Consider the following 20,295-nt stretch of genomic DNA (forward strand, 5'->3'; position numbering starts at 1 on the left):
TCCGCCTAAGAGTCCCAAAAAGGGAACGATAAGTCCCTTTTAGGGACTGATCAAGCTTGACCTGTTAGAGCGGGATTAATCCGCAGCCCCGCGCACCAACCTTTCCAGCGCCAGCAAGTCCGGGATTTTCGCCACGTGGTCCCCCACTTGCACCGCCGCACGCTCCAGCAGGCTGAGCGGTACGTCGACAAAGCTCAGCTGGCTGTCGAGGCGATAGGAACGCGGGATGCCTTGTACCACCAAGGCGATAAACTTGAGCGCCGGGTCGCCGCCCAGGGTGTTGAGGATGACGATCCGCGCACGCTCACCGATCACCAGCGGCCCGCCGCAGGCGGCTTCAAAGCTGATCAACGGCAGCTGGTGGTCGCGCCAGGTGATCTGGCGCAGGTGCCAGGGCGGTGAGTCGCTGCTGGGGTCGCCGCGCTGCCAGCCGATCAGTTCGGCAATGGCAACGTTGGGCAGCAGCAGATAGCGGTCAGCCAGCGGCAGCAGCAAACCGGTCAGGCTGCCCACACGATGATCAAGCATGAAAGTTGCTCCAGTAGGCGATGCGCTCCAGCAACACCGACTCTTGATACGGTTTGCCCAGGTAGTCGTTGACGCCAATGGCCATCGCACGGTTCTGGTGTTTTTGCCCGGTGCGCGAGGTGATCATGATGATCGGCAAGTCTTTGAGACGCGGGTCGTTGCGCACGCGGGTGGCCACTTCAAAGCCGTCCATGCGCGGCATTTCGATGTCCAGCAGCATCAGGTCAGGGGTGTGTTCTTCGAGCACGCTCATGGCGTCGACCCCGTCCTTGGCGGTGATGACGTTCATGCCGTTGCGCTCCAGCAGGCGACTGGTGACTTTGCGCACCGTGACCGAGTCATCCACCACCAGCACCAACGGCGGGCGCACGGCCGGGGTGAACTCCAGCGCGCCGACGGCTTCGTGATGCGCCCGCTGCAATGGCTGACGCGCCTGATGGGCGCGAATATAAGCCAGCAGATCGAGGATCAGCACCACCCGGCCATCCCCCAGAATGGTCGCACCCGACAACCCCTGCACCCCGGTAAATTGCGGGCCGAGGCTTTTGACCACGATTTCTCGCGAGCCCGCCAGCGCATCGACTTGCAACGCCACACGCTGATCCTGGCAATGCACCAGCAACACCGGCAACGAATGGCTTTCGCCCACGAGCTTGGGTTTGCCCACGGTTTGCAGCAGCTCCCCCAGATAACGCAACTCATAGGTCTGCCCGCCGTAGTGATACAGCGGGGGATTGAGCTGGTAATACCCCTCCAGCTCATTGGGCATGACTCGCACGATGCCTTCGACGGTGTCGAGGGCAATGGCGTATTGCTCGTCGGCGCATTGCACCATCAGCGCCCGGTTGAGCGAGACGCTGAAGGGCAGGCGGATCTGAAAGTGCACGCCCTGCCCGGCCACCGAGTCGATGGTCATGCTGCCGCCCAACTGCCGGACTTCTTCGTGAACCACGTCCATGCCGACGCCGCGCCCGGAAATCTGAGTGATTTTTTCAGCGGTGGAGAACCCCGGTTGCAGGATGAACTGCAAGACATCGCGGTCGCTGATCGTCGCCTGCGGATCCAGCAGGCCGCGCAAAATAGCTTTTCGCCGTACAGCTTCAAGCGGCACGCCGGCGCCATCGTCATGCATGTCGAAGACCACGTCGCCACCGTCGTAAGACAGCTCCAGACTGATCAATCCCTGCTCCGGCTTGCCGCTGGCGTGACGGATATCTGCAGGCTCGAGACCGTGGTCGACGGCGTTGCGCAACATGTGTTCCAACGGCGCCACCATGCGCTCAAGCACGTTGCGGTCGATTTCGGCCTCGGCATTGATCACGCTGAATTCGACCTGCTTGCCCAGTTCACTGGCCACCTGGCGCACGACCCGCTTGAGGCGCGGCAATACGCGCTCGAACGGCACCATGCGCGTACCCATCAGGCCTTCCTGCAGCTGGGTATTTACCCGCGCCTGCTTCTGCAAAAGGCCGTGGGCATCCTGATTGCGCGCAGCCAGTGTGGCCTTGAGGTCGAGCAAGTCCGAAGCCGATTCGAACAATGCACGGGACAGCTGTTGCAGCAGGGAATGACGGTCCATCTCCAGGGGATCGAATTCGTCGTAAGCCACGCCATCGGCTTCGGTGTGCGAGCGGCTGTGCAGGCGCCCCTGGGTTTCGCTGTCGAGGCGACGCAGTTGGTCCTGCATCCGCTCAAGGGTGGTCTGCATTTCGTTGAGAGCGATCTGACCATCGTTGACCTGCTGCTCAACGCGCCCACGGATGATCGAGGCTTCGCCTGCCAGGTTGACCAGGTCTTCCAGCAACTCGGCCGGCACCTTGAGGGTGTCCAGCCCCGTGCGCTCACCTTCGGGCAATGGCGGCGCCACAGGCTCGGACTTGGAAGCTGCGGGAGCCTCCTGACGGGTGTTGCGTTCAATCCTGCGGATTTTTTCTATCAGCGTCTGAGGCGAAGGCAGCGGCTGGCCACTGCGCAACGCATCGAACATTTGTGCAAGCTGGTCATGGCAACGCTCAAGCAGCACAAACAGCTCGGCATTGGGTGCCAGCAAGCCAGCCGAAATATCTTCGAAGAGGGTTTCAAGTTCATGGGCAAAGTCGCCAATGGCGGCAACCTCAACCATCCGCGCCCCACCTTTGAGGGTATGCAGGTCACGCAGCAGGTTTTCGACTTCGAGGTGGCTCTGGGGGTCGGCCCGCCAGCGCGATAACGCCGTGCCCGAGCTTTCGAGAATGTCGAAAGCCTCGTCGAGGAAGATATCCTGCAATTCAGGGTCGGCCGTGTTCAACGCTGCAGCGGGCTCGGCTTCAGTATTGCCCGGCTCGACAGGCGAATGGCTGTAGAGACGAAACCCGCGAATGGCCTCAATCAGTTCATAAGACTCGCTCAACGGCTGCTTGTGCTTGAGCTGATCGAGCATCAGTGCCAGTTGCTCATGGCTGCGCTCAAGCAAGTGGCTCAATGCCGGGCTTTCACTCAGGCGCCGGTCCAGCAGACCTTCGTAGAGGTGCTCCAATTCATGGGCCAGATCGGCAATCGGCTCGATCCCGGCCATGCGCGCCCCACCCTTGAGGGTGTGCAAATCGCGCTGCAAGGAAGACAGCGAAGCGAGGCTGTCGGGAGCGCCCAGCCAACGCTGCAGGGCCTGCCCGACACTGTCGAGAATATCCACCGCCTCTTCGAGAAAGATTTCGACGATTTCCTCGTCGACATCATCGTCCAGCCCCGCCCCCAACTGGTCAGTCGCGGCGCCCAGTTCGGTGATGTCCAGCGTCTGGCCGCCATCACGGCGAATCAGCCCCGTGGCGTCAGGCGCCAGCCCTTCGTGCAGCAGCGCATGCAAGGTCTGGATCAGCTCAGGTTGCGGGATGATTTCTTGCCCCGCCGCCAGTTGATCGAGCATGTTGATCAACGCTTCCTGAGCATCATCGGCCGCCTCGAAGAACCGCTCACTGGCCGCCAGGCTGCTTTCCTCAACGGCGCCATACAGGTCGAGCAAGGCTTCGCACACGGCATCAATGGGTTGCAGGTCCAGCAGGTGTGCGGCCTGGGCCAAGGCAGTCAGCTGGTCCAGCAGGGTATCCAGGCCCTCCCGCTGCTGGGGGTTCTGATGCCAGTTTTTAAGCAGCTCTTCGGCGTCAAACAGGATGTCCATGCTTTCGCCCAGAAACTCGGTAATCCGTTGCGGGTCGCGCTGGGCCACCCAACTGCTGGTGGGCGTATTGAGCAGGGTTTCAAGACGGGTGGCGATCAGTCGCTCGGTGCGCTCGATCAGGGAGCGGGCCCCCTTGATCTCGGCCAGCGGGTCACTGTCCAGTTGCTTGAGGCCGCGATGCAACAAGCCATCAGCCTCCCGCAACAGCTCAATTTCTTCCTGCCCGAGGGCAAGATGATGGGCCTTGTACTCACGGACCAGATGATCCAGTGGCGCCGCCAGTTCGGCCATGTGCACCACGCCCGCCATGTGCGCACTGCCTTTGAGGGTGTGCATGGCCAGTTGCAGGTCGTCGCTGGCATACAGCGGCATTTGCTCGCGGGCCCGATCCAGAAACCGGTCAAGACGCTCAAGGTGGGTTTGCGCTTCCTGTCGGAAGATGTCCAGCAACTGCGGGTCGAAATGGCTGGCGTCCTGGGCAATCAGCAGCGGCTGCGGCTCACCTTTGGCCAGGCGCTGTGCCTGAGCGGCCAGTTGGTCGACGTCTTCGCGCTGACGCTGGCTTTGCTCGGCAAACGCCTGGATCAGCTCGGGCAGCATCACCAGCACGTCTTCAAGCAGTTGAAAGATCTCTGGGGACGGCGCCACGCTGCGCTCAATCACGCGATTGAGCAGGTTCTCGACCGCCCACGCCAATTCCCCCAGCACCAGCGCACGCACCATGCGCCCGCTGCCCTTTAGGGTGTGAAAGCCGCGGCGCAGTTCAGCCAGTGCGGCGCTGTCCGCCGGGTTGGCGACCCATTGCGGCAGGCAATCGTGCAGGGTGATCAGTACTTCGTCGGTCTCTTCCAGAAAGACGTCCAGCAACTCTTCATCCAGGGGCTCTTCATCCATCGGCGGCGGTAGCAGGCTGGCGGGCATGTGCTGCGCAGGCGGATTGAGCGCAGACAGCGGACTCGCCAGCACATCGGCCAGGTTCCCCTGCAGATCCGGCATCAGCGGTTGATCCGCGGGGCTGCAGGCGTCATCCAGCAACGGTCCGGCAGGCTCGGCCGGGGCATAGCCCAGCCTGGCCAAGCTGTTTTCGGCCCAATCCAGCACCCGCTCGCCCGCGGCTCCCGGGTCATGGGACAGACGCTCCAGGTAATACTCGATGCTGCTCAGGGCTTCGGCCAGATGATCCAGTTGCTGCGCTGTCGGGATATCAGGCCCCTGCAGCAGGCGCTCGCTCAGATAGTCATGGCAGGCTTGCAGCAGGCTGGCAGCGCGGCTCAGGGGGATCATTGCCAGCGCGCCACGGATTTGTGTGATCAGCGCAGGCAGTGGCTGCAAGTGCAGGCGGTCATGGCCGGCCATCACGTAATCGGCGATCAGATCCTTCACTTCCTCAAGGCCGATACGCGCCTCCTTGATCACCAGTTGATGGATCTGCATGAGGTCGGTGGTGGGCAAACGGCTCTCTTCGCGCTGCGAGGGCTCAACGCTGCCAACCATGCCAGCCAATGTGGCCTCTACGTAGAGCAAGGCTGACGCGACATCCATCAACACCGCATCGGTTGGCTCGCGCTGGCCCTGGGCCAGACTTTGCATCACCGCCAGTTGATCGATGATGACTTTGCGCGGCTGACCAAACCCCAGCACCGCCAGGGTGTCGGCGATCTGGCGCAACGGGGCCATCAGGCTGCTCAGTTCCGAGACGTGCAAACGGTCGCTGCGCACAAACAGGTCGAGGCGTTCCTTGACCCGCACCAGTTCTTCGCACAATGCCGCAACCACTGAGCGCATCGCGTCGCGGTCGGGGCCAGCCAGCCGCGCCCGCTCCTCATCGACCATCGCCGCATCGGGCATGGCCTGATCCAGTTCGTAATGGTTTTTCAGGGCGAGCATTTTCGAGGTCGGATGCTCGGCCTTGGCGATGTAAAACAGCAGGCTGGTGAGCAACTCTTCGGGCGCAGGCTGATTGACGGCCTCGATACCTTGCTCCAGCAGGCGCTTGAGTTCCTTGTCGGACTTTTTAAGCAGGCTGCGCAGGGCCGGGCTGTTCGGGACCCGCCCCTTGAGCATGCCATCGACCAGGGCCGCGGCTATTTTCCACAGGGCGTTGAGCGGCGAACCCAGGCACAGACTTTGAAGCCGTGCGAACACCCCGGCCATCATTTCCAGATGGGCCTGCACGGCTTCGCCACGGCGCAAACCCAAAAACGCTGTTTGCAAGGTATGGCGCAGAATCCGCAGCTCCCGCGGCAAGTCAGCGGGGAGCAAACGGGCCAGGGCGGCCGGGTCTAATGGGGGCAACACTTGCAAGGGCGGGCTGAACAGACTGGTTTCCGAGAGCAGGGCTTCGCCACGGGCGCTGCGCAAGTCATTGAGCAACGGCAACACCACCAATGGCCAATCCCGTCGGGCGCTGTGTACACGGTCCAGGTACAACGGCAATTGGCTGAAGGCTTGCTGCAATAACCGCAGGGCTTCGTCGAGCTGGCTGACGCGGCCCTGTTGCAAGGCAATGACCAACTGCTCCATCTCTTCTGCAAGCAACGCCGCGCCGTAGAACTCGACCATCAGCAAGCTGCCATGCACCTGATGAATACAGGCCAGGCACTGCTCCAGCGTGTCGGCGGCAGGCTGTTGCGCGTAGGCATCCAGCGCCACGCGGGCCTGTTTTAGCGTGTGGGCAATTTCGCCTTTGACCCACTCAAGGGCCACATAGTCGTGCCGGTCAACCATAACGACTCCAGTCAGAATTGCAGCGCATTACTGTGGACCAAGGTCTTTAGGCGGCGCAGGCAATGTGAAGCCAGATACCGAACGCCGCAGCTGGCTGGCCATTTTGGCCAGATTACCGATGCTGTCGGCGGTTGCAGTGGAGCCCGACGAGGTCTGGTTGGTGATTTGCTGAATGACGTTCATGGTCAGGGAGATCTGCGCCGCCGAAGTGGTCTGCTGCTGCGCGGCGTTGGAGATGCTTTGAATCAGGTCCGCCAGATTTTGCGACACGCCTTCGATCTCCTCCAGCGCCACTCCGGCGTCATGGGCCAGACGGGCACCGCGCACCACTTCGGTGGTGGTTTGCTCCATGGAAATCACCGCCTCGTTGGTGTCGGCCTGAATCGCCCGCACCAGGGTTTCGATTTGCCGCGTAGCCGCCGATGAGCGCTCGGCCAGGCGCTGGACTTCGTCGGCCACCACGGCAAACCCGCGCCCGGCATCGCCGGCCATCGAGGCCTGGATGGCCGCGTTCAACGCCAGGATATTGGTTTGATCGGCAATATCATCAATCAGGCTGACAATGTCGCCGATTTCCTGGGAAGACTCGCCCAACCGCTTGATCCGCTTGGCGGTGTCCTGGATCTGATCACGAATGTTGTCCATGCCATGAATGGTGTTATGCACCACTTCATTGCCCTTGTTGGCAATCGCCACGGAGCGCTCCGCCACCGCTGAAGACTCCGAAGCGTTGGCCGACACCTGATCGATGGAATGGGCCATTTGCTGGATGGCTCCCGAAGCCTCGGTAATTTGCTGGGCTTGATGCTCGGAAGCCTCAGCCAGCTGCATGGCGGTTGCCTGGGTTTCCTGCACGGCTGCCGCGACCTGACCTGCGGTGTGGTTGATCGTGGCCACCAGCTCGCGCAGTTGGTCGATCGAGTAGTTGATGGAGTCGGCAATGGCCCCCGTAAAATCTTCGGTGACAGAGGCCGTCACCGTCAGGTCGCCGTCGGCCAGATCGGCAATTTCGTCCAGCAAACGCATGATCGCGTTCTGGTTGCGCTCGTTCTTTTCGGCCGTTTCACGCAGTTGGCGATTGGTTTCGCGCACCATCACCAGCCCGATCAGGATGATTGATGCCAGTGCCAGCAAGCCCAATACGTAACCGCCAATGATGTCGAGCGAGCGCCCGGTGGCGAGATTTTCAAAGCCGTTGGCCAGGGTCGACGCTTCATCAAGCAGGGTTTGCGACAGGCTGAATATGGTGTTTGCGGCTTCACGAACGTGGAACAGCTGCGGCGAGGTTTCAATGATTTCATCCACTGAGCCCGACACAAACTGGAACAGCTCGGAAATTTCCTGCAAGCGGGCACGGGCGTCCTTGTCTTCGACCTGGGTAATCCTCATCCCGTCATTGCCTTCCAGCATGCCGTTGAGCACTTGCCCGAAGCGGTTGGCATCGCGCCCGAAAGCACCGGCGGCCTGGGCTGCATTTTCATCACCGGCCAGCACCGTATTCACCGCGCCTAAAATGCGTTCGGCCAGTAATGACTGACGCTGCGCCAGGGCCACCTGGCTGGCTGGCGCGCCACGCTGCAACAGGATTTCGACGACTTTTTCGTATTCGACCTGCAGCTGCGGCACGGTTTCGGCCAGTGTCGCGGCCACTTGATGCAATGACAGTACGGTTTGCTCACTGGCCAAAATGGCGTTGACGTTGCTCAGCAACAGCTCCCAGTCACGCTGAACCGCCTGCATTTCCTTGTGGACTGCAGGAGGCGCGGGAGGCAGGCCAGTGACCGGATCGCCTTTTTTCAGATAGCCCCAACGCTGGCTGAAATCGTTTCGCGCATCGATCAGCAACTTGAACGCGGCAGCCTTTCCGGCTGCGGCCTCAGTGGCGTTTTTGGCAATACGCTGGGACAGGACACGCAATTCACCCGCGTGGCTGATGTATTGCTTGTCGTAGTTGGATTGGGTGTTGAGGTAAGCAAAGTTGGCGAACAACAGCATGATGAACACGATCAGGGCGATAAAAAGCACGATGATCTGCGAACGACTGCGCGACCCTTCCATTGGTTTAGCGGTATTGGCTGTGGTCATCAATCAGGTCCTGAGATCCCGTTTTAAAGCGCGAGGCCTGATCACACGGCCACCGCCCAGAATTGCGGCGCCTGAGCCAGGGCAAACGGGCTGAATACCCACCAAGGGTGTTCGCCAGCAAAATGCCCCTGCACATAAGGCGCGAACATCGGATGAGGCAACGCGTGCGTATCGGCATTGAGATCGGCATGGGCAAAGTGCTGCATGCCCTGCACTTCGTCCACCTGCAACCCGACAAACACGTCTTTATATTCCAGCACCAGCACCCGGCGCTGTTTACGCAAGGGCGACAGCTCAACCCCGAAAAAGCCGCACAGGTCCATGACCGGCAGCAATTGCCCGCGCAGATTGGCCACGCCCTTGACCCAGGGCTTTACACCGGGCAACAAGGTGAATCGCGGCTCATGGAGGATTTCGGCAATTTCGCCCATCGGCGCCACAAAACAATGCTCGCCGATGCGAAAGCCGATCCCGCTCCAGGTATCGAGTTGCGCTTGTGCAGGCACCAGGCCCGCTGCCAGCTGGCGACAGCGCTGGTCGATTTCAAGCAGCAGTTCGAAGGCCGTCAGTGAGCCAGGCATAAGGCGGCCGTCATTTTGGAGGGTTTTCTTCCAGGACTTTTTTCACCTTGAGGATCAGTTGCTCTTCATCGACCGGCTTGGTCAGGTAGCCCTTGGCCCCTTGTCGTTGGGCCCAGACCATGTCGGTTTCCTGATCCTTTGTCGTCACAACGATAACCGGGATGTAGCTGGTCTCCGGATCTTTGGTCAGCTGACGCGTGGCCTGAAAACCATTGAGGCCCGGCATCACGATGTCCATCAACACCACATCGGGCTTTTCCTGGCGTGCCAGGGCAACGCCGTCGGCGCCGTTTTCAGCCTTGAGCACTTCATGGCCGTGCTTTTCCAGCATGCCGGTCAATTTGTACATTTCAGTCGGCGAGTCATCGACGATCAGAATGCGAGCCATGGTGTTCCCCATTTATAAGGTGGTTGGCCGGCTGGCCGGGCTTCATTGAGCACTTTGTACGATGTTGAAGGCTGGCACATGGGCCTTGATTGCGCTCAGCAATTCATCACGGCTGAAGGGCTTGGTCAAAAATTGATCAGAACCCACAATTCGTCCCTTGGCCTTGTCGAACAGGCCGTCCTTGGACGACAGCATGATCACGGGGGTCGACTTGAACGCCCGGTTGCTCTTGATCAGTGCGCAGGTCTGATAGCCATCCAGACGCGGCATCATGATGTCGACAAAGATGATGTGCGGATGATGGTCGACAATCTTGGCCAGCGCATCGAAACCGTCGATGGCGGTAATGACCTCGCAGCCCACGTTTTTCAACAGCGTTTCGGCGGTGCGGCGAATGGTTTTCGAATCGTCGATTACCATCACCTTCAAGGCGCTGGAATGTTTTTCCATATGTGCTCTACCATCGCCACGGCGACCCATTTTGTTACAACTGTGCGACTTAAAACCCCAACTCCTTGATGGACAAGGGCTCAAAGCACTGTGCCAGCCTTTTTAGCACAGTCACGACCGTCAATCTATCGAACCGCCCAAGGCGTGCTGGAGCAGGTGGTTTTTCCTTGACCGGGGCCACACTCAGCGCCACTCTGGCGCCACTTTTCAGAGCCTTTTTGCCCATTATTTATTGAGGAATTTGCCATGAGCGTTCGAGTCGGGATTGTCATGGACCCCATTGCGGGCATCTCCTATAAAAAGGACAGCTCGCTGGCCATGTTGCTGGCCGCCCAGGATCGCGGCTGGACCCTGTTCTACATGGAACAGCAAGACCTTTACCTGAATGAAGGCAAGGCACGGGCGCGCATGAAGCCGCTGAAGGTGTTCGCCAACCCTGAAAAATGGTTCGAGCTGGACGCCGAAACCGACACGGCCCTGAGCGACCTGGACGTGATCCTGATGCGCAAGGACCCGCCCTTCGACATGGAGTTCGTGTACTCCACCTACCTGCTGGAGCAGGCCGAGCGTGATGGCGTACTGATCGTCAACAAGCCGCAAAGCCTGCGCGACTGCAACGAAAAGCTGTTCGCCACCCAGTTCACCCAGTGCACGCCGCCCACCGTGGTCAGCCGCCGCGCCGATGTATTGCGTGAGTTCGCCGCCCTGCACGGTGACGTGATTCTCAAACCCCTGGATGGCATGGGCGGAACGTCGATCTTCCGTCACCGTGTGGGCGATCCGAACCTGTCGGTGATTCTCGAAACCCTGACCGCCAACGGCACCCAGCAAATCATGGCTCAAGGCTATTTACCGGCGATCAAGGACGGCGACAAACGCATCCTCATGATCGACGGCGAGCCTGTTCCGTATTGCCTGGCGCGCATCCCGGCAGCTGGCGAAACCCGTGGCAACCTGGCTGCAGGCGGTCGGGGCGAAGCCCGTCCGTTGAGCGACAAGGACCGCTGGATTGCAGCTCAGGTAGGCCCGACGCTGCGTGAAAAAGGGCTGCTGTTTGTCGGCCTGGACGTGATCGGTGAGCACCTGACCGAAATCAACGTCACCAGCCCGACCTGCATCCGCGAGATCGACAATGCGTTCGGTACCAATATCGGCGCCCTGCTGATGGACGCGATTGAGCGCAAGCTCGCCGCGCGCTGATCTGCAACACCCAGTAATCGACCAACATTGCGCTATCATGCGCACCCTGTGAAACCCGCGATGTTGGTCTTTTTGCCATGACACTCCCCAGCGACCTGCCCCCCGAACTCAGCCATAAAGGCGTGCGAGCGGCCGATCGCCTTGGATTTACCCTGTTTGTGGCGGCGCTGATTCATATCGCGGTGATTGTGGGCGTGGGTTTCAGCATGACCGAACCCAAACAGATCAGTAAAACCCTGGAGATCACGCTCTCCACATTCAAAAGCGAAAAGGCCCCGGAGAAAGCGGACTTTCTGGCTCAGGACAATCAGCAAGGCAGCGGCACGCTGGATAAAAAAGCCGTGCCCAAGACCACTGAAATTGCTCCTTTCCAGGACAACAGCGTCAAAAAGGTCACTCCGCCGCCGGCCGCCAAGCCCGAGCAGACCCAAACCGCACCCAAGGCTGCCGTGACCACCGTGGCGCCAGCCCCGAAAAAAGCCCCGAGCCAGCCGCAAAAGGTCAAGACCGAAGCCGCGCCCAAGGCCAGCATTCCAACGTTCGACAGCTCCCAGCTGTCCAGCGAGATATCCAGCCTGGAGGCCGAACTGGCCAACGAGCAGCAGTTGTACGCCAAGCGTCCGAAGATCTACCGCATGAGTGCGGCCTCGACCATGCGCGACAAGGGCGCCTGGTACAAAGAGGACTGGCGCAAGAAGATCGAGCGCATCGGCAACCTGAATTACCCCGAACAGGCACGTCGCGAAAAAATCTACGGCAAGCTGCGACTGCTGGTGTCGATCAACCGGGACGGTTCGCTGCATGAAGTGCTGGTGCTTGAATCATCGGGCCAGCCGCTGCTGGATCAGGCTGCTCAACGCATCGTGCGCCTGGCCGCACCCTTTGCACCGTTCACGGGCGACCTGGCGGACATCGACCGGCTCGAAATCATCCGCACCTGGAAGTTCGCCCAGGGCGATCGGCTTTCGAGCAACTGAGGTAAAACCTGTAGTCGCTGCCGAAGGCTGCGATGGGGCGCACCGCGGCCCTGGCTTTTGAAGGTCCTGCGGACCTTATCGCAGCCTTCGGCAGTGATTACAGGGCTTTTATCATCCTCAAACTTGTCAGTTCACGTTGCCAGCGCCACACTAAGACTCATGAAAAACCACGCACCGACTTACCTCAAGCATCAATTCCTGATCGCCATGCCGCACATGGCCGACCCGAATTTTGCCCACACCTTGACCTACATCGTCGAGCACACGGCCAGTGGGGCCATGGGACTGGTGATCAATCGCCCGCTGGAACTGAGCCTGGCGGACATTCTTGAGCAGTTGCGTCCGGAAAAACTCTCCTCGGCCCTGTGCCAGCACGTTCCGATCTATGGCGGCGGGCCAGTGATGACTGACCGTGGATTTGTCCTGCACCCCACGGGAATGAGCTTTGACGCCACCGTCGAGCTGGCTGACGGGCTGGCCCTCAGCACCTCGGCCGATGTGCTGTTCAGCATTGCCGACGGGCACGGCCCGAACCGCAGCCTGATTTGCCTGGGCTATGCCGGGTGGGACGCTGGCCAGCTGGAAGCCGAACTGGTCGACAATGCGTGGCTGACCTGCCCGTATTCCGCTGATGTCCTGTTTGAAACCCCTAGCGAGCTGCGCCTCGACGCGGCCGCGAAACACCTCGGAGTGAACCTCAATTTGTTAAGCACCCAAGCAGGCCATTCCTGATGGCCGGCCTTCGTTTACTGCTGGGCTTTGACTACGGCACCCGATCCATCGGTGTCGCTGTCGGCCAGATGATTACCGGCCAAGCCCGCGAGCTATGCAACTTGAAAGCCGAAAATGGCATTCCCAGGTGGGAAGAAATTGAAAAGCTGATCAAGGAATGGCAGCCCGACGCAATGGTGGTCGGCATGCCGTTGAACATGGACGGTACCCCGAGCGACTTCTGCGCCCGTGCGCAAAAATTTGCCAACCGTCTGAATGGCCGCTTCAATCTGCCCGTTTTCACCCACGATGAACGCCTGACCACCTTCGAGGCCAAGGGCGAACGCCGGGCCCAGGGCGGCCAGCGCGGCAGCTACCGCGACAACCCCGTCGATGCCATCGCCGCCAAGCTGGTGCTGCAAGGCTGGCTCGACGAAAACCCGGCTCAATCCCAGGACTGACCCGGCGCTTGTATCACTTGACCCGCCCCGTTGTTTGCGCCCGCCGCTGCACGTTTTGCTGCGCGGGCCTTTAAAGGAGCCACCATGATCCTGCCTGTTCCCGCTGAACTGATCTCCCAGATGGCCCTTGATCTCAAGGCCCACCTTGCCCGTCGCGGCATTACTGAACCGAATTTTATCGGTATCCGCACTGGCGGCATCTGGGTTGCCCAGGCGCTGCTGCGGGCGCTCAACAGCGATGCTCCGCTGGGTACGCTGGACGTATCGTTCTACCGCGATGACTTCAGCCAGAACGGCCTGCACCCCCAAGTGCGTCCCTCTGAGCTGCCGTTCGAAATCGAAGGCCAGCACCTGGTGCTGATCGACGACGTGCTGATGAGCGGTCGCACCATCCGCGCGGCACTTAACGAGCTGTTCGACTATGGACGTCCGGCCAGCGTGACGCTGGTCAGCCTGCTGGACCTGGACGCGGCCGAGCTGCCGATCCGGCCGGATGTGGTGGGGGCGACCTTGTGCCTCAAGCCGAGCGAGCGGGTGAAGTTGTCCGGCCCTGCGCCACTGACACTCGAACTTCAAGACCTAGCCCTTCCTGCCCATTAAGAGATGAGACCATTGCGATGACGCCTACAGACGCCAAGCGCCCGCTGCAGCTCAATGATCAGGGCCAGCTGCGCCACTTTCTGTCGCTCGACGGTTTGCGCCGCGAGCTGCTGACTGAAATCCTAGACACCGCTGACTCGTTCCTTGAAGTCGGTGCCCGAGCGGTGAAAAAAGTCCCGTTGCTGCGCGGCAAGACCGTATGCAACGTGTTCTTCGAGAACTCCACTCGCACCCGTACCACCTTTGAAATGGCCGCCCAGCGCCTGTCTGCCGACGTGATCACGCTCAACGTGTCGACCTCGTCGGCGAGCAAGGGCGAGACCCTGCTCGACACCCTGCGCAACCTTGAAGCCATGGCCGCTGACATGTTCGTGGTACGCCACGGCGACTCCGGCGCCGCCCACTTCATTGCTGAGCACGTGTGCCCTCAGGTAGCGATCATCAACGGTGGCGACGGCCGTCACGCGCACCCGACCCAGGGCATGCTCGACATGCTGACCATTCGTCGGCACAAGGGCGGTTTTGAGAACCTGTCGGTGGCCATCGTCGGCGACATCCTGCACTCGCGGGTCGCGCGCTCGAACATGATCGCCCTCAAGACCCTCGGCTGCCCTGACATCCGCGTGATTGCACCCAAGACCTTGCTGCCGATCGGCATCGAGCAATATGGCGTGAAGGTCTACACCGACATGACCGAAGGCCTGAAAGACGTCGACGTGGTGATCATGTTGCGCCTGCAGCGCGAGCGCATGTCCGGCGGCCTGTTGCCGAGCGAAGGCGAGTTCTACCGTCTGTTCGGCCTGACCACTGCGCGCCTGGCCGGCGCCAAGCCCGATTGCATCGTGATGCACCCGGGCCCCATCAACCGCGGGGTCGAAATCGAATCCGCCGTGGCCGACGGTCCGCACTCGGTGATTCTCAACCAAGTGACCTACGGCATTGCCGTACGCATGGCCGTGTTGTCCATGACCATGAGCGGACAAACCGCCCAGCGCCAATTCGAACAGGAGAACGCCCAGTGAAGCTCAGCATTCTCGGCGCCCGTGTAATTGATCCGGGCACCCAGCTGGATCAAGTGACTGACCTGCATCTGGAAGCCGGCAAGATCATTGCCATTGGCGCAGCGCCAGCCGGTTTCACCCCGACTCAAACCATTGAGGCCCAGGGCCTGGTGGCCGCCCCCGGCCTGGTTGACCTGAACGTCGCCCTGCGCGAGCCGGGTTACAGCCGCAAAGGCACCATTGCCAGCGAAACCCGTGCTGCGGCAGCCGGTGGCGTCACCAGCCTGTGCTGCCCGCCGCACACCAAGCCGGTACTGGATACCTCGGCGGTGGCCGAGCTGATCCTGGACCGCGCCCGCGAAGCCGGAAACTGCAAAGTGTTCCCCATTGGCGCACTGAGCAAGGGCCTGGAGGGCGAGCAGCTTGCAGAGCTGATCGCTTTGCGCGATGCCGGCTGTGTGGCGTTTGGCAATGGCCTCAACAGCTTCACCAACACCCGCACCCTGTGCCGGGCACTGGAATACGCGGCCACGTTCGACCTGACGGTGATTTTCCACTCCCAGGACCGTGACCTGGCCGAAGGCGGTATTGCCCACGATGGCGCGATGGCCGCGTTCCGTGGTTTGCCGGGCATCCCGGAAACCGCCGAAACCGTGGCGCTGGCCCGGGATCTGCTGCTGGTTGAGCAAAGCGGCGTGCGCGCGCACTTCAGTCAACTGACCAGTGCACGGGGCGTGGCCCTGATCGCCCAGGCCCAGGCACGCGGCCTCAAGGTCACGGCCGATGTGGCGCTGTATCAGCTTATTTTGACGGATGAGGCCCTGGAGGATTTCTCCAGCGTTTACCACGTGCAACCGCCGTTGCGTACCCGTGCCGACCGAGATGGCCTGCGCGAGGCGGTGAAGTCGGGTGTGGTGCAAGCCATCTCCAGCCATCACCAGCCCCACGAACGTGACGCCAAACTGGCACCGTTCGGCGCTACCGAACCGGGCATGAGTAGTGTTGAAGTATTGCTGCCGCTGGCGATGACCTTGGTAGAAGACGGCCTGCTGGACTTGCCGACACTGCTTTCTCGTCTCAGCGCAGGCCCGGCTCAGGCACTGCGCCTACCGGCCGGCAAGCTGGCGGTAGGCTCGGCTGCAGACCTGGTGCTGTTTGACCCGGCGGCCTCGACCCTGGTCGGCGAAAAATGGCATTCCAAAGGCGATAACTGCCCGTTCCTCGGCCATTGCCTGCCGAGTGCCGTGCGTTACACGCTGGTGGATGGTCGGATCAGTTACGAAGGCTGAAGCCTGAAGTGCACCCTGTGGGAGCGGGCTTGCTCGCGATTGGATCAACTCGGTCTTTCAGAAAGACCGAGGTGCCTGAATCGCGAGCAAGTCTGCTCCCACAGGCTTTAATGTGCGACGGCTTAACGACGCTCTGCGTTCTTGATCGAGATCTGCTCGTTCAAGGTCCAGAAGTCATACAGGATACCGATCAAGAACAAACCACCGGTAAACAGGTAGATGATCCCGGTGATCCATTTGCCCATGTACATGCGGTGTACGCCGAACAACCCCAGAAACGTCAGCAGAATCCAGGCCACGCTGTAGTCTGTGTCGCCTGAGGTGAATCGCAAGTCAGCTTCACGGTCCATGCTCGGGATCAGGAACAAGTCGATCAACCAGCCAATTCCCAACAAGCCCAAGGTGAAAAACCAGATCGTCCCGGTCACCGGCTTGCCGTAATAGAAGCGATGCGCCCCCAGAAAACCGAAAATCCACAGCAGGTAGCCCAGCACTTTGCTGTGAGTATCGCGTTGTATATCGTCTCGATAGCCGCTCATAAATGCCCTCGTTGCTGCTGATAGAAAAATATTGTGAAGTTTTTTGTGACTTTTTTACTGTCGTGCAAAAGGTAAAAGTGTCTTACAAGAAATGGCGCAAAGCCTTATAGGACCTGACCTGCGCCGTCACCATGTGACAATTTGCCACCACCTTTGCTGAATTTGACCCCATAGTCCAACTGACAAATGGCCTGAGAAAGGACAAAAAAGCTGTTATAAAGTTTCGCGTTTATAACCATTGAGCCCTGCCGAATGCGTCCTATATTCAAGACATGGCTAACCATTTGCCTATTATTGCCACTGGCCGCCCACGCCACCAATCGTGAGCAACATCTTCCTTCAGGCTTCACCGGCTACACCGCAAAGTCATCTGCGGGCGCCGCTTACGTTGCCTCTAACAGCAAGACCGTAGCACGTCCTGCAGCCAGTAAAGCCCACCGCAAAGCCCCAGGCAAAATTGCGACCGCTTCACTGGCAGCCGCCAACAAGCAAAGCAGCACGGTCCTGAGCCGCGCTGTAAACGTGTTGGGCACCCCTTATCGTTGGGGCGGCAGCAGCCCAAGCAAAGGGTTTGACTGCAGCGGCCTGGTCAAATATGCCTTCAATGACGTTGCAGCAGTCGACTTGCCGCGCACTTCAAGCGAAATGGCCAGTGGTCATGGTCAGAAGGTCGAACGCAAGGATCTGAAGCCTGGCGACTTGCTGTTTTTCAACATCAAGAGCCGCAAGGTCAACCACGTTGCCATCTACCTGGGCAACGACCGGTTCATCCACGCTCCGCGTCGCGGCAAGTCGGTCACTATCGACACGCTGAAAAAGCCTTACTGGCAGAGCCACTACGTGGTCGCCAAGCGCGTACTGCCTAAAGAGAAAGCCCCGCTGCAGGTTGTACAACGCTAAAGCTGTGGGAGCGGGCTTGCTCGCGATGGGAGCGATGTGGTTCACCCGCTGAACCGCGCCGCCTGGATCGCGAGCAAGCCCGCTCCCACAGAAACAACACCCCCACCCCGTTATTGCGTCAGTCCCTGCTCCCTCAGCCTGTTCAGGCCCATTTCCAGCGTCTGCATGCCCACCGCCGCGCCGGTCTGGATCGCTGAAACCATCTGCGCCACCTTGTTCTCCCGAATCAGATGTCGAATCGCAGGCGTGGCCAGCATGATTTCGTGAGCTGCCACACGCCCCCCTCCTGCTTTTTTCACCAGTGTCTGGGAAACCACGGCCAGCAGTGACTCCGAGAGCAGGGCGCGCACCATTGCCTTTTCGTCGCCGGGAAACACATCCACCATCCGGTCGATGGTCTTGGCCGCCGACGATGTGTGCAGCGTGGCAAACACCAGATGCCCGGTTTCTGCCGCTGTCAGCGCCAGCCTGATGGTGTCCAGGTCGCGCATCTCGCCCAGCATGATCACATCCGGGTCTTCGCGCATGGCCGAACGCAACGCGGCTGCAAAGCTGTGGGTGTGGCGATGCACCTCGCGCTGGCTGATCAGGGACTGACGCGGCGGGTGGATAAACTCGATCGGGTCCTCAAGGGTGAGGATGTGCCGTTGGCGGGTGCGGTTGAGGTGATCAATCATCGCCGCCAGGGTGGTGGTCTTGCCCGAGCCCGTCGCGCCCGTGATCAGGACCAGCCCGTGGGGTGCCTGGCAGAGCTGGCTGAATACGGCGCCCAGGCCCAGCGATTCAAGGCTGGGCACTGTCTCGGCTATGCGGCGAAACACGGCTCCGGGGCCGCGCTGCTGTTCGAAAACATTGACCCTGAAGCGACCCAGCCCCGGCAGGGCGTACGCAAAATCGGCTTCGAGTAGCGCCTCAAACCCTCGGCGCTGTGCTTCACTCATGACGCCCTGGACTAGCCTTCGCACTTGCCCTGCCTCCAGCACCGGCAAATCGCAACGCTGCATGTCACCGTCAATGCGCAGCATCGGCACCATGCCCGCTGACAGGTGCAAGTCCGAAGCCCCGTGGTTGACGCTTAACGCCAACAGGTCGGCGATATCCATCCCCCCTCCCAATTCCAGTAGAATGCCGCAGACTTTCACAACGGCGGGCTTAAACGAATGTCCACGATAGCAGGCAACATTGCACAGGTTGAGGCTCGCATCCGTGCAGCAGCACTGGCTGTGCAACGTGATGTAACGAGCATTCACCTGCTCGCTGTCAGCAAGACCAAACCTGCCGCCGCACTGCGTGAAGCCTATGCCGCAGGGGTTCGCGACTTTGGCGAAAACTACCTGCAGGAAGCCCGCGCCAAACAGGTCGAATTAGCCGACCTGCCCTTGTGTTGGCACTTCATCGGCCCCATTCAATCGAACAAGACGCGCGACATCGCCGAGCATTTTGCGTGGGTGCATTCCGTTGACCGGCTCAAGATTGCCCAGCGCTTGTCTGACCAGCGCCCGGCAGACTTGCCGCCGCTCAACATCTGCATTCAGGTCAATGTCAGTGGCGAGGCCAGTAAATCGGGCTGTAACCCGGCAGACTTGCCTGCGCTGGCGGCCGCAATCAGCGCGCTGCCCCGTTTGAAACTGCGCGGCTTGATGGCGATTCCGGAACCAACGCAAGACCGCGCCGAGCAGGACGCCGCATTTGCGGCGGTACGCACGCTGCAAGAGAGCCTGAACATGGGGCTCGACACGCTTTCGATGGGCATGAGCCACGACCTTGAGTCGGCTATTGCCCAAGGTGCCACCTGGGTGCGCATTGGCACCGCATTATTTGGCGCCCGCGACTACGGCCAGGCCTGAAGGGGCCTTCTCTTTTTTTATAAGGATCGGTTATGAGCAAAACGCGTATTGCCTTTATCGGCGCCGGCAACATGGCTTCCAGCCTGATCGGCGGCCTGTTGGCCAAAGGTCTGGATGCAGCACAGATCCGCGCCAGCGATCCCGGTGCCGAGACCCGGGCCAAAGTGGCCGCCGAGCACGGTGTCGAGCTGTTTGCCGATAACGCCCAAGCCATTCAAGACGCCGATGTGATTGTGATCGCAGTCAAGCCACAGGCCATGAAAGCCGTGTGCCAGGACCTGCGCCCGCACCTCTTGCCGCATCAGTTGCTGGTATCGATTGCCGCAGGCATTACCTGCGCCAGCCTCTTCAACTGGCTGGGCAACCAACCGCTGGTACGCTGCATGCCCAACACCCCGGCGCTGCTGGGCAAAGGCGTGAGCGGCCTGTACGCCACCTCCGGCGTCAGCGCCGAGCAACGCCAGCTGGCCGAGCAACTGTTGAGCGCCGTGGGCATTGTGGTGTGGGTTGATACCGAAGCGCAGATCGATGCCGTGACCGCCGTGTCCGGCAGTGGTCCTGCGTACTTCTTCTTGCTGATCGAAGCCATGACCGAGGCTGGCGTCAAGCTCGGCCTGCCCCGCGAAGTCGCCAAGCAGCTTGCCGAGCAGACCGCCCTGGGCGCCGCGCACATGGCCGTGGGCAGCGATGTCGACGCCGCCGAACTGCGCCGCCGCGTGACTTCGCCTGCCGGCACCACCGAAGCTGCAATCAAATCATTCCAGGCCGACGGCTTCGCAGCCTCGGTCGAAAAAGCATTGAGTGCCGCCGCGCACCGCTCGGCCGAAATGGCCGAACAACTGGGTCAATAAGGAGCA

Annotated in this window: 18 protein-coding genes; 10 read left to right on the top strand and 8 right to left on the bottom strand. The window is 60.6% G+C overall.

Annotation, left to right across the window (positions count from 1 at the left end; translation table 11 throughout):
• Positions 1–75: 75 nt before the first annotated feature.
• The 6 genes from AACY07_RS20960 to pilG are packed head-to-tail and all read right to left on the bottom strand — an operon-like array spanning position 76 to position 9,913.
• Positions 76–528 carry a chemotaxis protein CheW gene (locus AACY07_RS20960; RefSeq protein ID WP_339477275.1) on the bottom strand — a complete coding sequence of 151 codons (453 nt, stop codon included), beginning with the start codon at positions 526–528 and terminating at the stop codon, positions 76–78.
• Positions 521–6,409 carry an Hpt domain-containing protein gene (locus tag AACY07_RS20965; protein WP_339477278.1) on the bottom strand — a complete coding sequence of 1,963 codons (5,889 nt, stop codon included), beginning with the start codon at positions 6,407–6,409 and terminating at the stop codon, positions 521–523. Before AACY07_RS20965 ends, AACY07_RS20960 begins: the two co-directional genes overlap by 8 nt.
• 27 nt (positions 6,410–6,436) lie before the next feature.
• Positions 6,437–8,494 carry a methyl-accepting chemotaxis protein gene (locus tag AACY07_RS20970; RefSeq protein ID WP_445261393.1) on the bottom strand — a complete coding sequence of 686 codons (2,058 nt, stop codon included), beginning with the start codon at positions 8,492–8,494 and terminating at the stop codon, positions 6,437–6,439.
• A 41-nt stretch (positions 8,495–8,535) separates the two neighbouring features.
• The gene (locus AACY07_RS20975) at positions 8,536–9,075 is read right to left on the bottom strand and encodes a chemotaxis protein CheW (RefSeq protein WP_133075180.1); all 540 of its coding nucleotides are present in this window, start codon (positions 9,073–9,075) and stop codon (positions 8,536–8,538) included.
• 10 nt (positions 9,076–9,085) lie between these two features.
• Entirely contained in the window at positions 9,086–9,463 is a 378-nt protein-coding gene (pilH, locus tag AACY07_RS20980) for a twitching motility response regulator PilH (protein WP_095027494.1), read from the bottom strand.
• 42 nt (positions 9,464–9,505) lie between these two features.
• On the bottom strand, positions 9,506–9,913 hold the full coding sequence (gene pilG, locus AACY07_RS20985) for a twitching motility response regulator PilG (protein WP_019828024.1): 408 nt from the start codon (positions 9,911–9,913) through the stop codon (positions 9,506–9,508).
• Positions 9,914–10,159: 246 nt separating this feature from the next.
• Here pilG and gshB point away from each other — a divergent pair, with 246 nt between their 5' ends.
• The 7 genes from gshB to AACY07_RS21020 all read left to right on the top strand — a co-directional run bounded on the left by gshB (position 10,160) and on the right by AACY07_RS21020 (position 16,152).
• Positions 10,160–11,113 carry a glutathione synthase gene (gene gshB / locus AACY07_RS20990; protein WP_133075178.1) on the top strand — a complete coding sequence of 318 codons (954 nt, stop codon included), beginning with the start codon at positions 10,160–10,162 and terminating at the stop codon, positions 11,111–11,113.
• 77 nt (positions 11,114–11,190) lie between these two features.
• Positions 11,191–12,090 (top strand): energy transducer TonB, encoded by a 900-nt coding sequence (locus tag AACY07_RS20995; protein ID WP_219262663.1) that lies wholly within the window; start codon positions 11,191–11,193, stop codon positions 12,088–12,090.
• Between the two features lie 159 nt (positions 12,091–12,249).
• Positions 12,250–12,822, top strand: a complete 573-nt coding sequence (locus AACY07_RS21000; protein WP_133075176.1) for a YqgE/AlgH family protein — start codon at positions 12,250–12,252, stop codon at positions 12,820–12,822.
• Complete coding sequence (gene ruvX / locus AACY07_RS21005) at positions 12,822–13,262, top strand: Holliday junction resolvase RuvX (RefSeq protein ID WP_339477287.1); 441 nt, start codon at positions 12,822–12,824, stop codon at positions 13,260–13,262. The genes AACY07_RS21000 and ruvX overlap by 1 nt, the downstream gene beginning before the upstream one ends.
• Before the next feature lie 84 nt (positions 13,263–13,346).
• Complete coding sequence (gene pyrR / locus AACY07_RS21010; RefSeq protein ID WP_133075174.1) at positions 13,347–13,862, top strand: bifunctional pyr operon transcriptional regulator/uracil phosphoribosyltransferase PyrR; 516 nt, start codon at positions 13,347–13,349, stop codon at positions 13,860–13,862.
• A 17-nt stretch (positions 13,863–13,879) separates the two neighbouring features.
• Positions 13,880–14,884, top strand: a complete 1,005-nt coding sequence (locus AACY07_RS21015; protein ID WP_019828034.1) for an aspartate carbamoyltransferase catalytic subunit — start codon at positions 13,880–13,882, stop codon at positions 14,882–14,884.
• Positions 14,881–16,152: a dihydroorotase gene (locus AACY07_RS21020; RefSeq protein WP_133075173.1), complete on the top strand. Its 1,272-nt coding sequence runs from the start codon at positions 14,881–14,883 to the stop codon at positions 16,150–16,152. The genes AACY07_RS21015 and AACY07_RS21020 overlap by 4 nt, the downstream gene beginning before the upstream one ends.
• A gap of 122 nt (positions 16,153–16,274) precedes the next feature.
• On the opposite strand, the gene AACY07_RS21025 is transcribed toward AACY07_RS21020, so the two are convergent.
• Positions 16,275–16,691 carry an NINE protein gene (locus AACY07_RS21025; RefSeq protein WP_133075172.1) on the bottom strand — a complete coding sequence of 139 codons (417 nt, stop codon included), beginning with the start codon at positions 16,689–16,691 and terminating at the stop codon, positions 16,275–16,277.
• Between the two features lie 252 nt (positions 16,692–16,943).
• Between AACY07_RS21025 and AACY07_RS21030 the strand changes: the two genes are divergently transcribed.
• On the top strand, positions 16,944–17,591 hold the full coding sequence (locus AACY07_RS21030) for a C40 family peptidase (RefSeq protein WP_133075171.1): 648 nt from the start codon (positions 16,944–16,946) through the stop codon (positions 17,589–17,591).
• Between the two features lie 110 nt (positions 17,592–17,701).
• On the opposite strand, the gene AACY07_RS21035 is transcribed toward AACY07_RS21030, so the two are convergent.
• Positions 17,702–18,694, bottom strand: a complete 993-nt coding sequence (locus AACY07_RS21035; RefSeq protein WP_339477290.1) for a type IV pilus twitching motility protein PilT — start codon at positions 18,692–18,694, stop codon at positions 17,702–17,704.
• A gap of 57 nt (positions 18,695–18,751) precedes the next feature.
• Here AACY07_RS21035 and AACY07_RS21040 point away from each other — a divergent pair, with 57 nt between their 5' ends.
• A complete protein-coding gene (locus tag AACY07_RS21040) occupies positions 18,752–19,438 on the top strand; it encodes a YggS family pyridoxal phosphate-dependent enzyme (protein WP_326425045.1) in 687 nt (228 codons plus the stop codon).
• A gap of 32 nt (positions 19,439–19,470) precedes the next feature.
• Positions 19,471–20,289, top strand: a complete 819-nt coding sequence (proC, locus tag AACY07_RS21045; protein WP_326425043.1) for a pyrroline-5-carboxylate reductase — start codon at positions 19,471–19,473, stop codon at positions 20,287–20,289.
• The last annotated feature ends 6 nt before the right edge of the window (positions 20,290–20,295 follow it).

Source organism: Pseudomonas sp. RL_5y_Pfl2_69 (assembly GCF_963970465.1).
GTDB lineage: Bacteria > Pseudomonadota > Gammaproteobacteria > Pseudomonadales > Pseudomonadaceae > Aquipseudomonas.

What these genes read in the sequence shown, in the direction of transcription:
- AACY07_RS20960 (WP_339477275.1), bottom strand. Translation starts at nt 528, where the DNA reads ATGCTTGATCATCGTGTGGGCAGCCTGACCGGTTTGCTGCTGCCGCTG.
- AACY07_RS20965 (WP_339477278.1), bottom strand. Translation starts at nt 6,409, where the DNA reads ATGGTTGACCGGCACGACTATGTGGCCCTTGAGTGGGTCAAAGGCGAA.
- AACY07_RS20970 (WP_445261393.1), bottom strand. Translation starts at nt 8,494, where the DNA reads ATGACCACAGCCAATACCGCTAAACCAATGGAAGGGTCGCGCAGTCGT.
- AACY07_RS20975 (WP_133075180.1), bottom strand. Translation starts at nt 9,075, where the DNA reads ATGCCTGGCTCACTGACGGCCTTCGAACTGCTGCTTGAAATCGACCAG.
- pilH (WP_095027494.1), bottom strand. Translation starts at nt 9,463, where the DNA reads ATGGCTCGCATTCTGATCGTCGATGACTCGCCGACTGAAATGTACAAA.
- pilG (WP_019828024.1), bottom strand. Translation starts at nt 9,913, where the DNA reads ATGGAAAAACATTCCAGCGCCTTGAAGGTGATGGTAATCGACGATTCG.
- gshB (WP_133075178.1), top strand. Translation starts at nt 10,160, where the DNA reads ATGAGCGTTCGAGTCGGGATTGTCATGGACCCCATTGCGGGCATCTCC.
- AACY07_RS20995 (WP_219262663.1), top strand. Translation starts at nt 11,191, where the DNA reads ATGACACTCCCCAGCGACCTGCCCCCCGAACTCAGCCATAAAGGCGTG.
- AACY07_RS21000 (WP_133075176.1), top strand. Translation starts at nt 12,250, where the DNA reads ATGAAAAACCACGCACCGACTTACCTCAAGCATCAATTCCTGATCGCC.
- ruvX (WP_339477287.1), top strand. Translation starts at nt 12,822, where the DNA reads ATGGCCGGCCTTCGTTTACTGCTGGGCTTTGACTACGGCACCCGATCC.
- pyrR (WP_133075174.1), top strand. Translation starts at nt 13,347, where the DNA reads ATGATCCTGCCTGTTCCCGCTGAACTGATCTCCCAGATGGCCCTTGAT.
- AACY07_RS21015 (WP_019828034.1), top strand. Translation starts at nt 13,880, where the DNA reads ATGACGCCTACAGACGCCAAGCGCCCGCTGCAGCTCAATGATCAGGGC.
- AACY07_RS21025 (WP_133075172.1), bottom strand. Translation starts at nt 16,691, where the DNA reads ATGAGCGGCTATCGAGACGATATACAACGCGATACTCACAGCAAAGTG.
- AACY07_RS21030 (WP_133075171.1), top strand. Translation starts at nt 16,944, where the DNA reads ATGCGTCCTATATTCAAGACATGGCTAACCATTTGCCTATTATTGCCA.
- AACY07_RS21035 (WP_339477290.1), bottom strand. Translation starts at nt 18,694, where the DNA reads ATGGATATCGCCGACCTGTTGGCGTTAAGCGTCAACCACGGGGCTTCG.
- AACY07_RS21040 (WP_326425045.1), top strand. Translation starts at nt 18,752, where the DNA reads ATGTCCACGATAGCAGGCAACATTGCACAGGTTGAGGCTCGCATCCGT.
- proC (WP_326425043.1), top strand. Translation starts at nt 19,471, where the DNA reads ATGAGCAAAACGCGTATTGCCTTTATCGGCGCCGGCAACATGGCTTCC.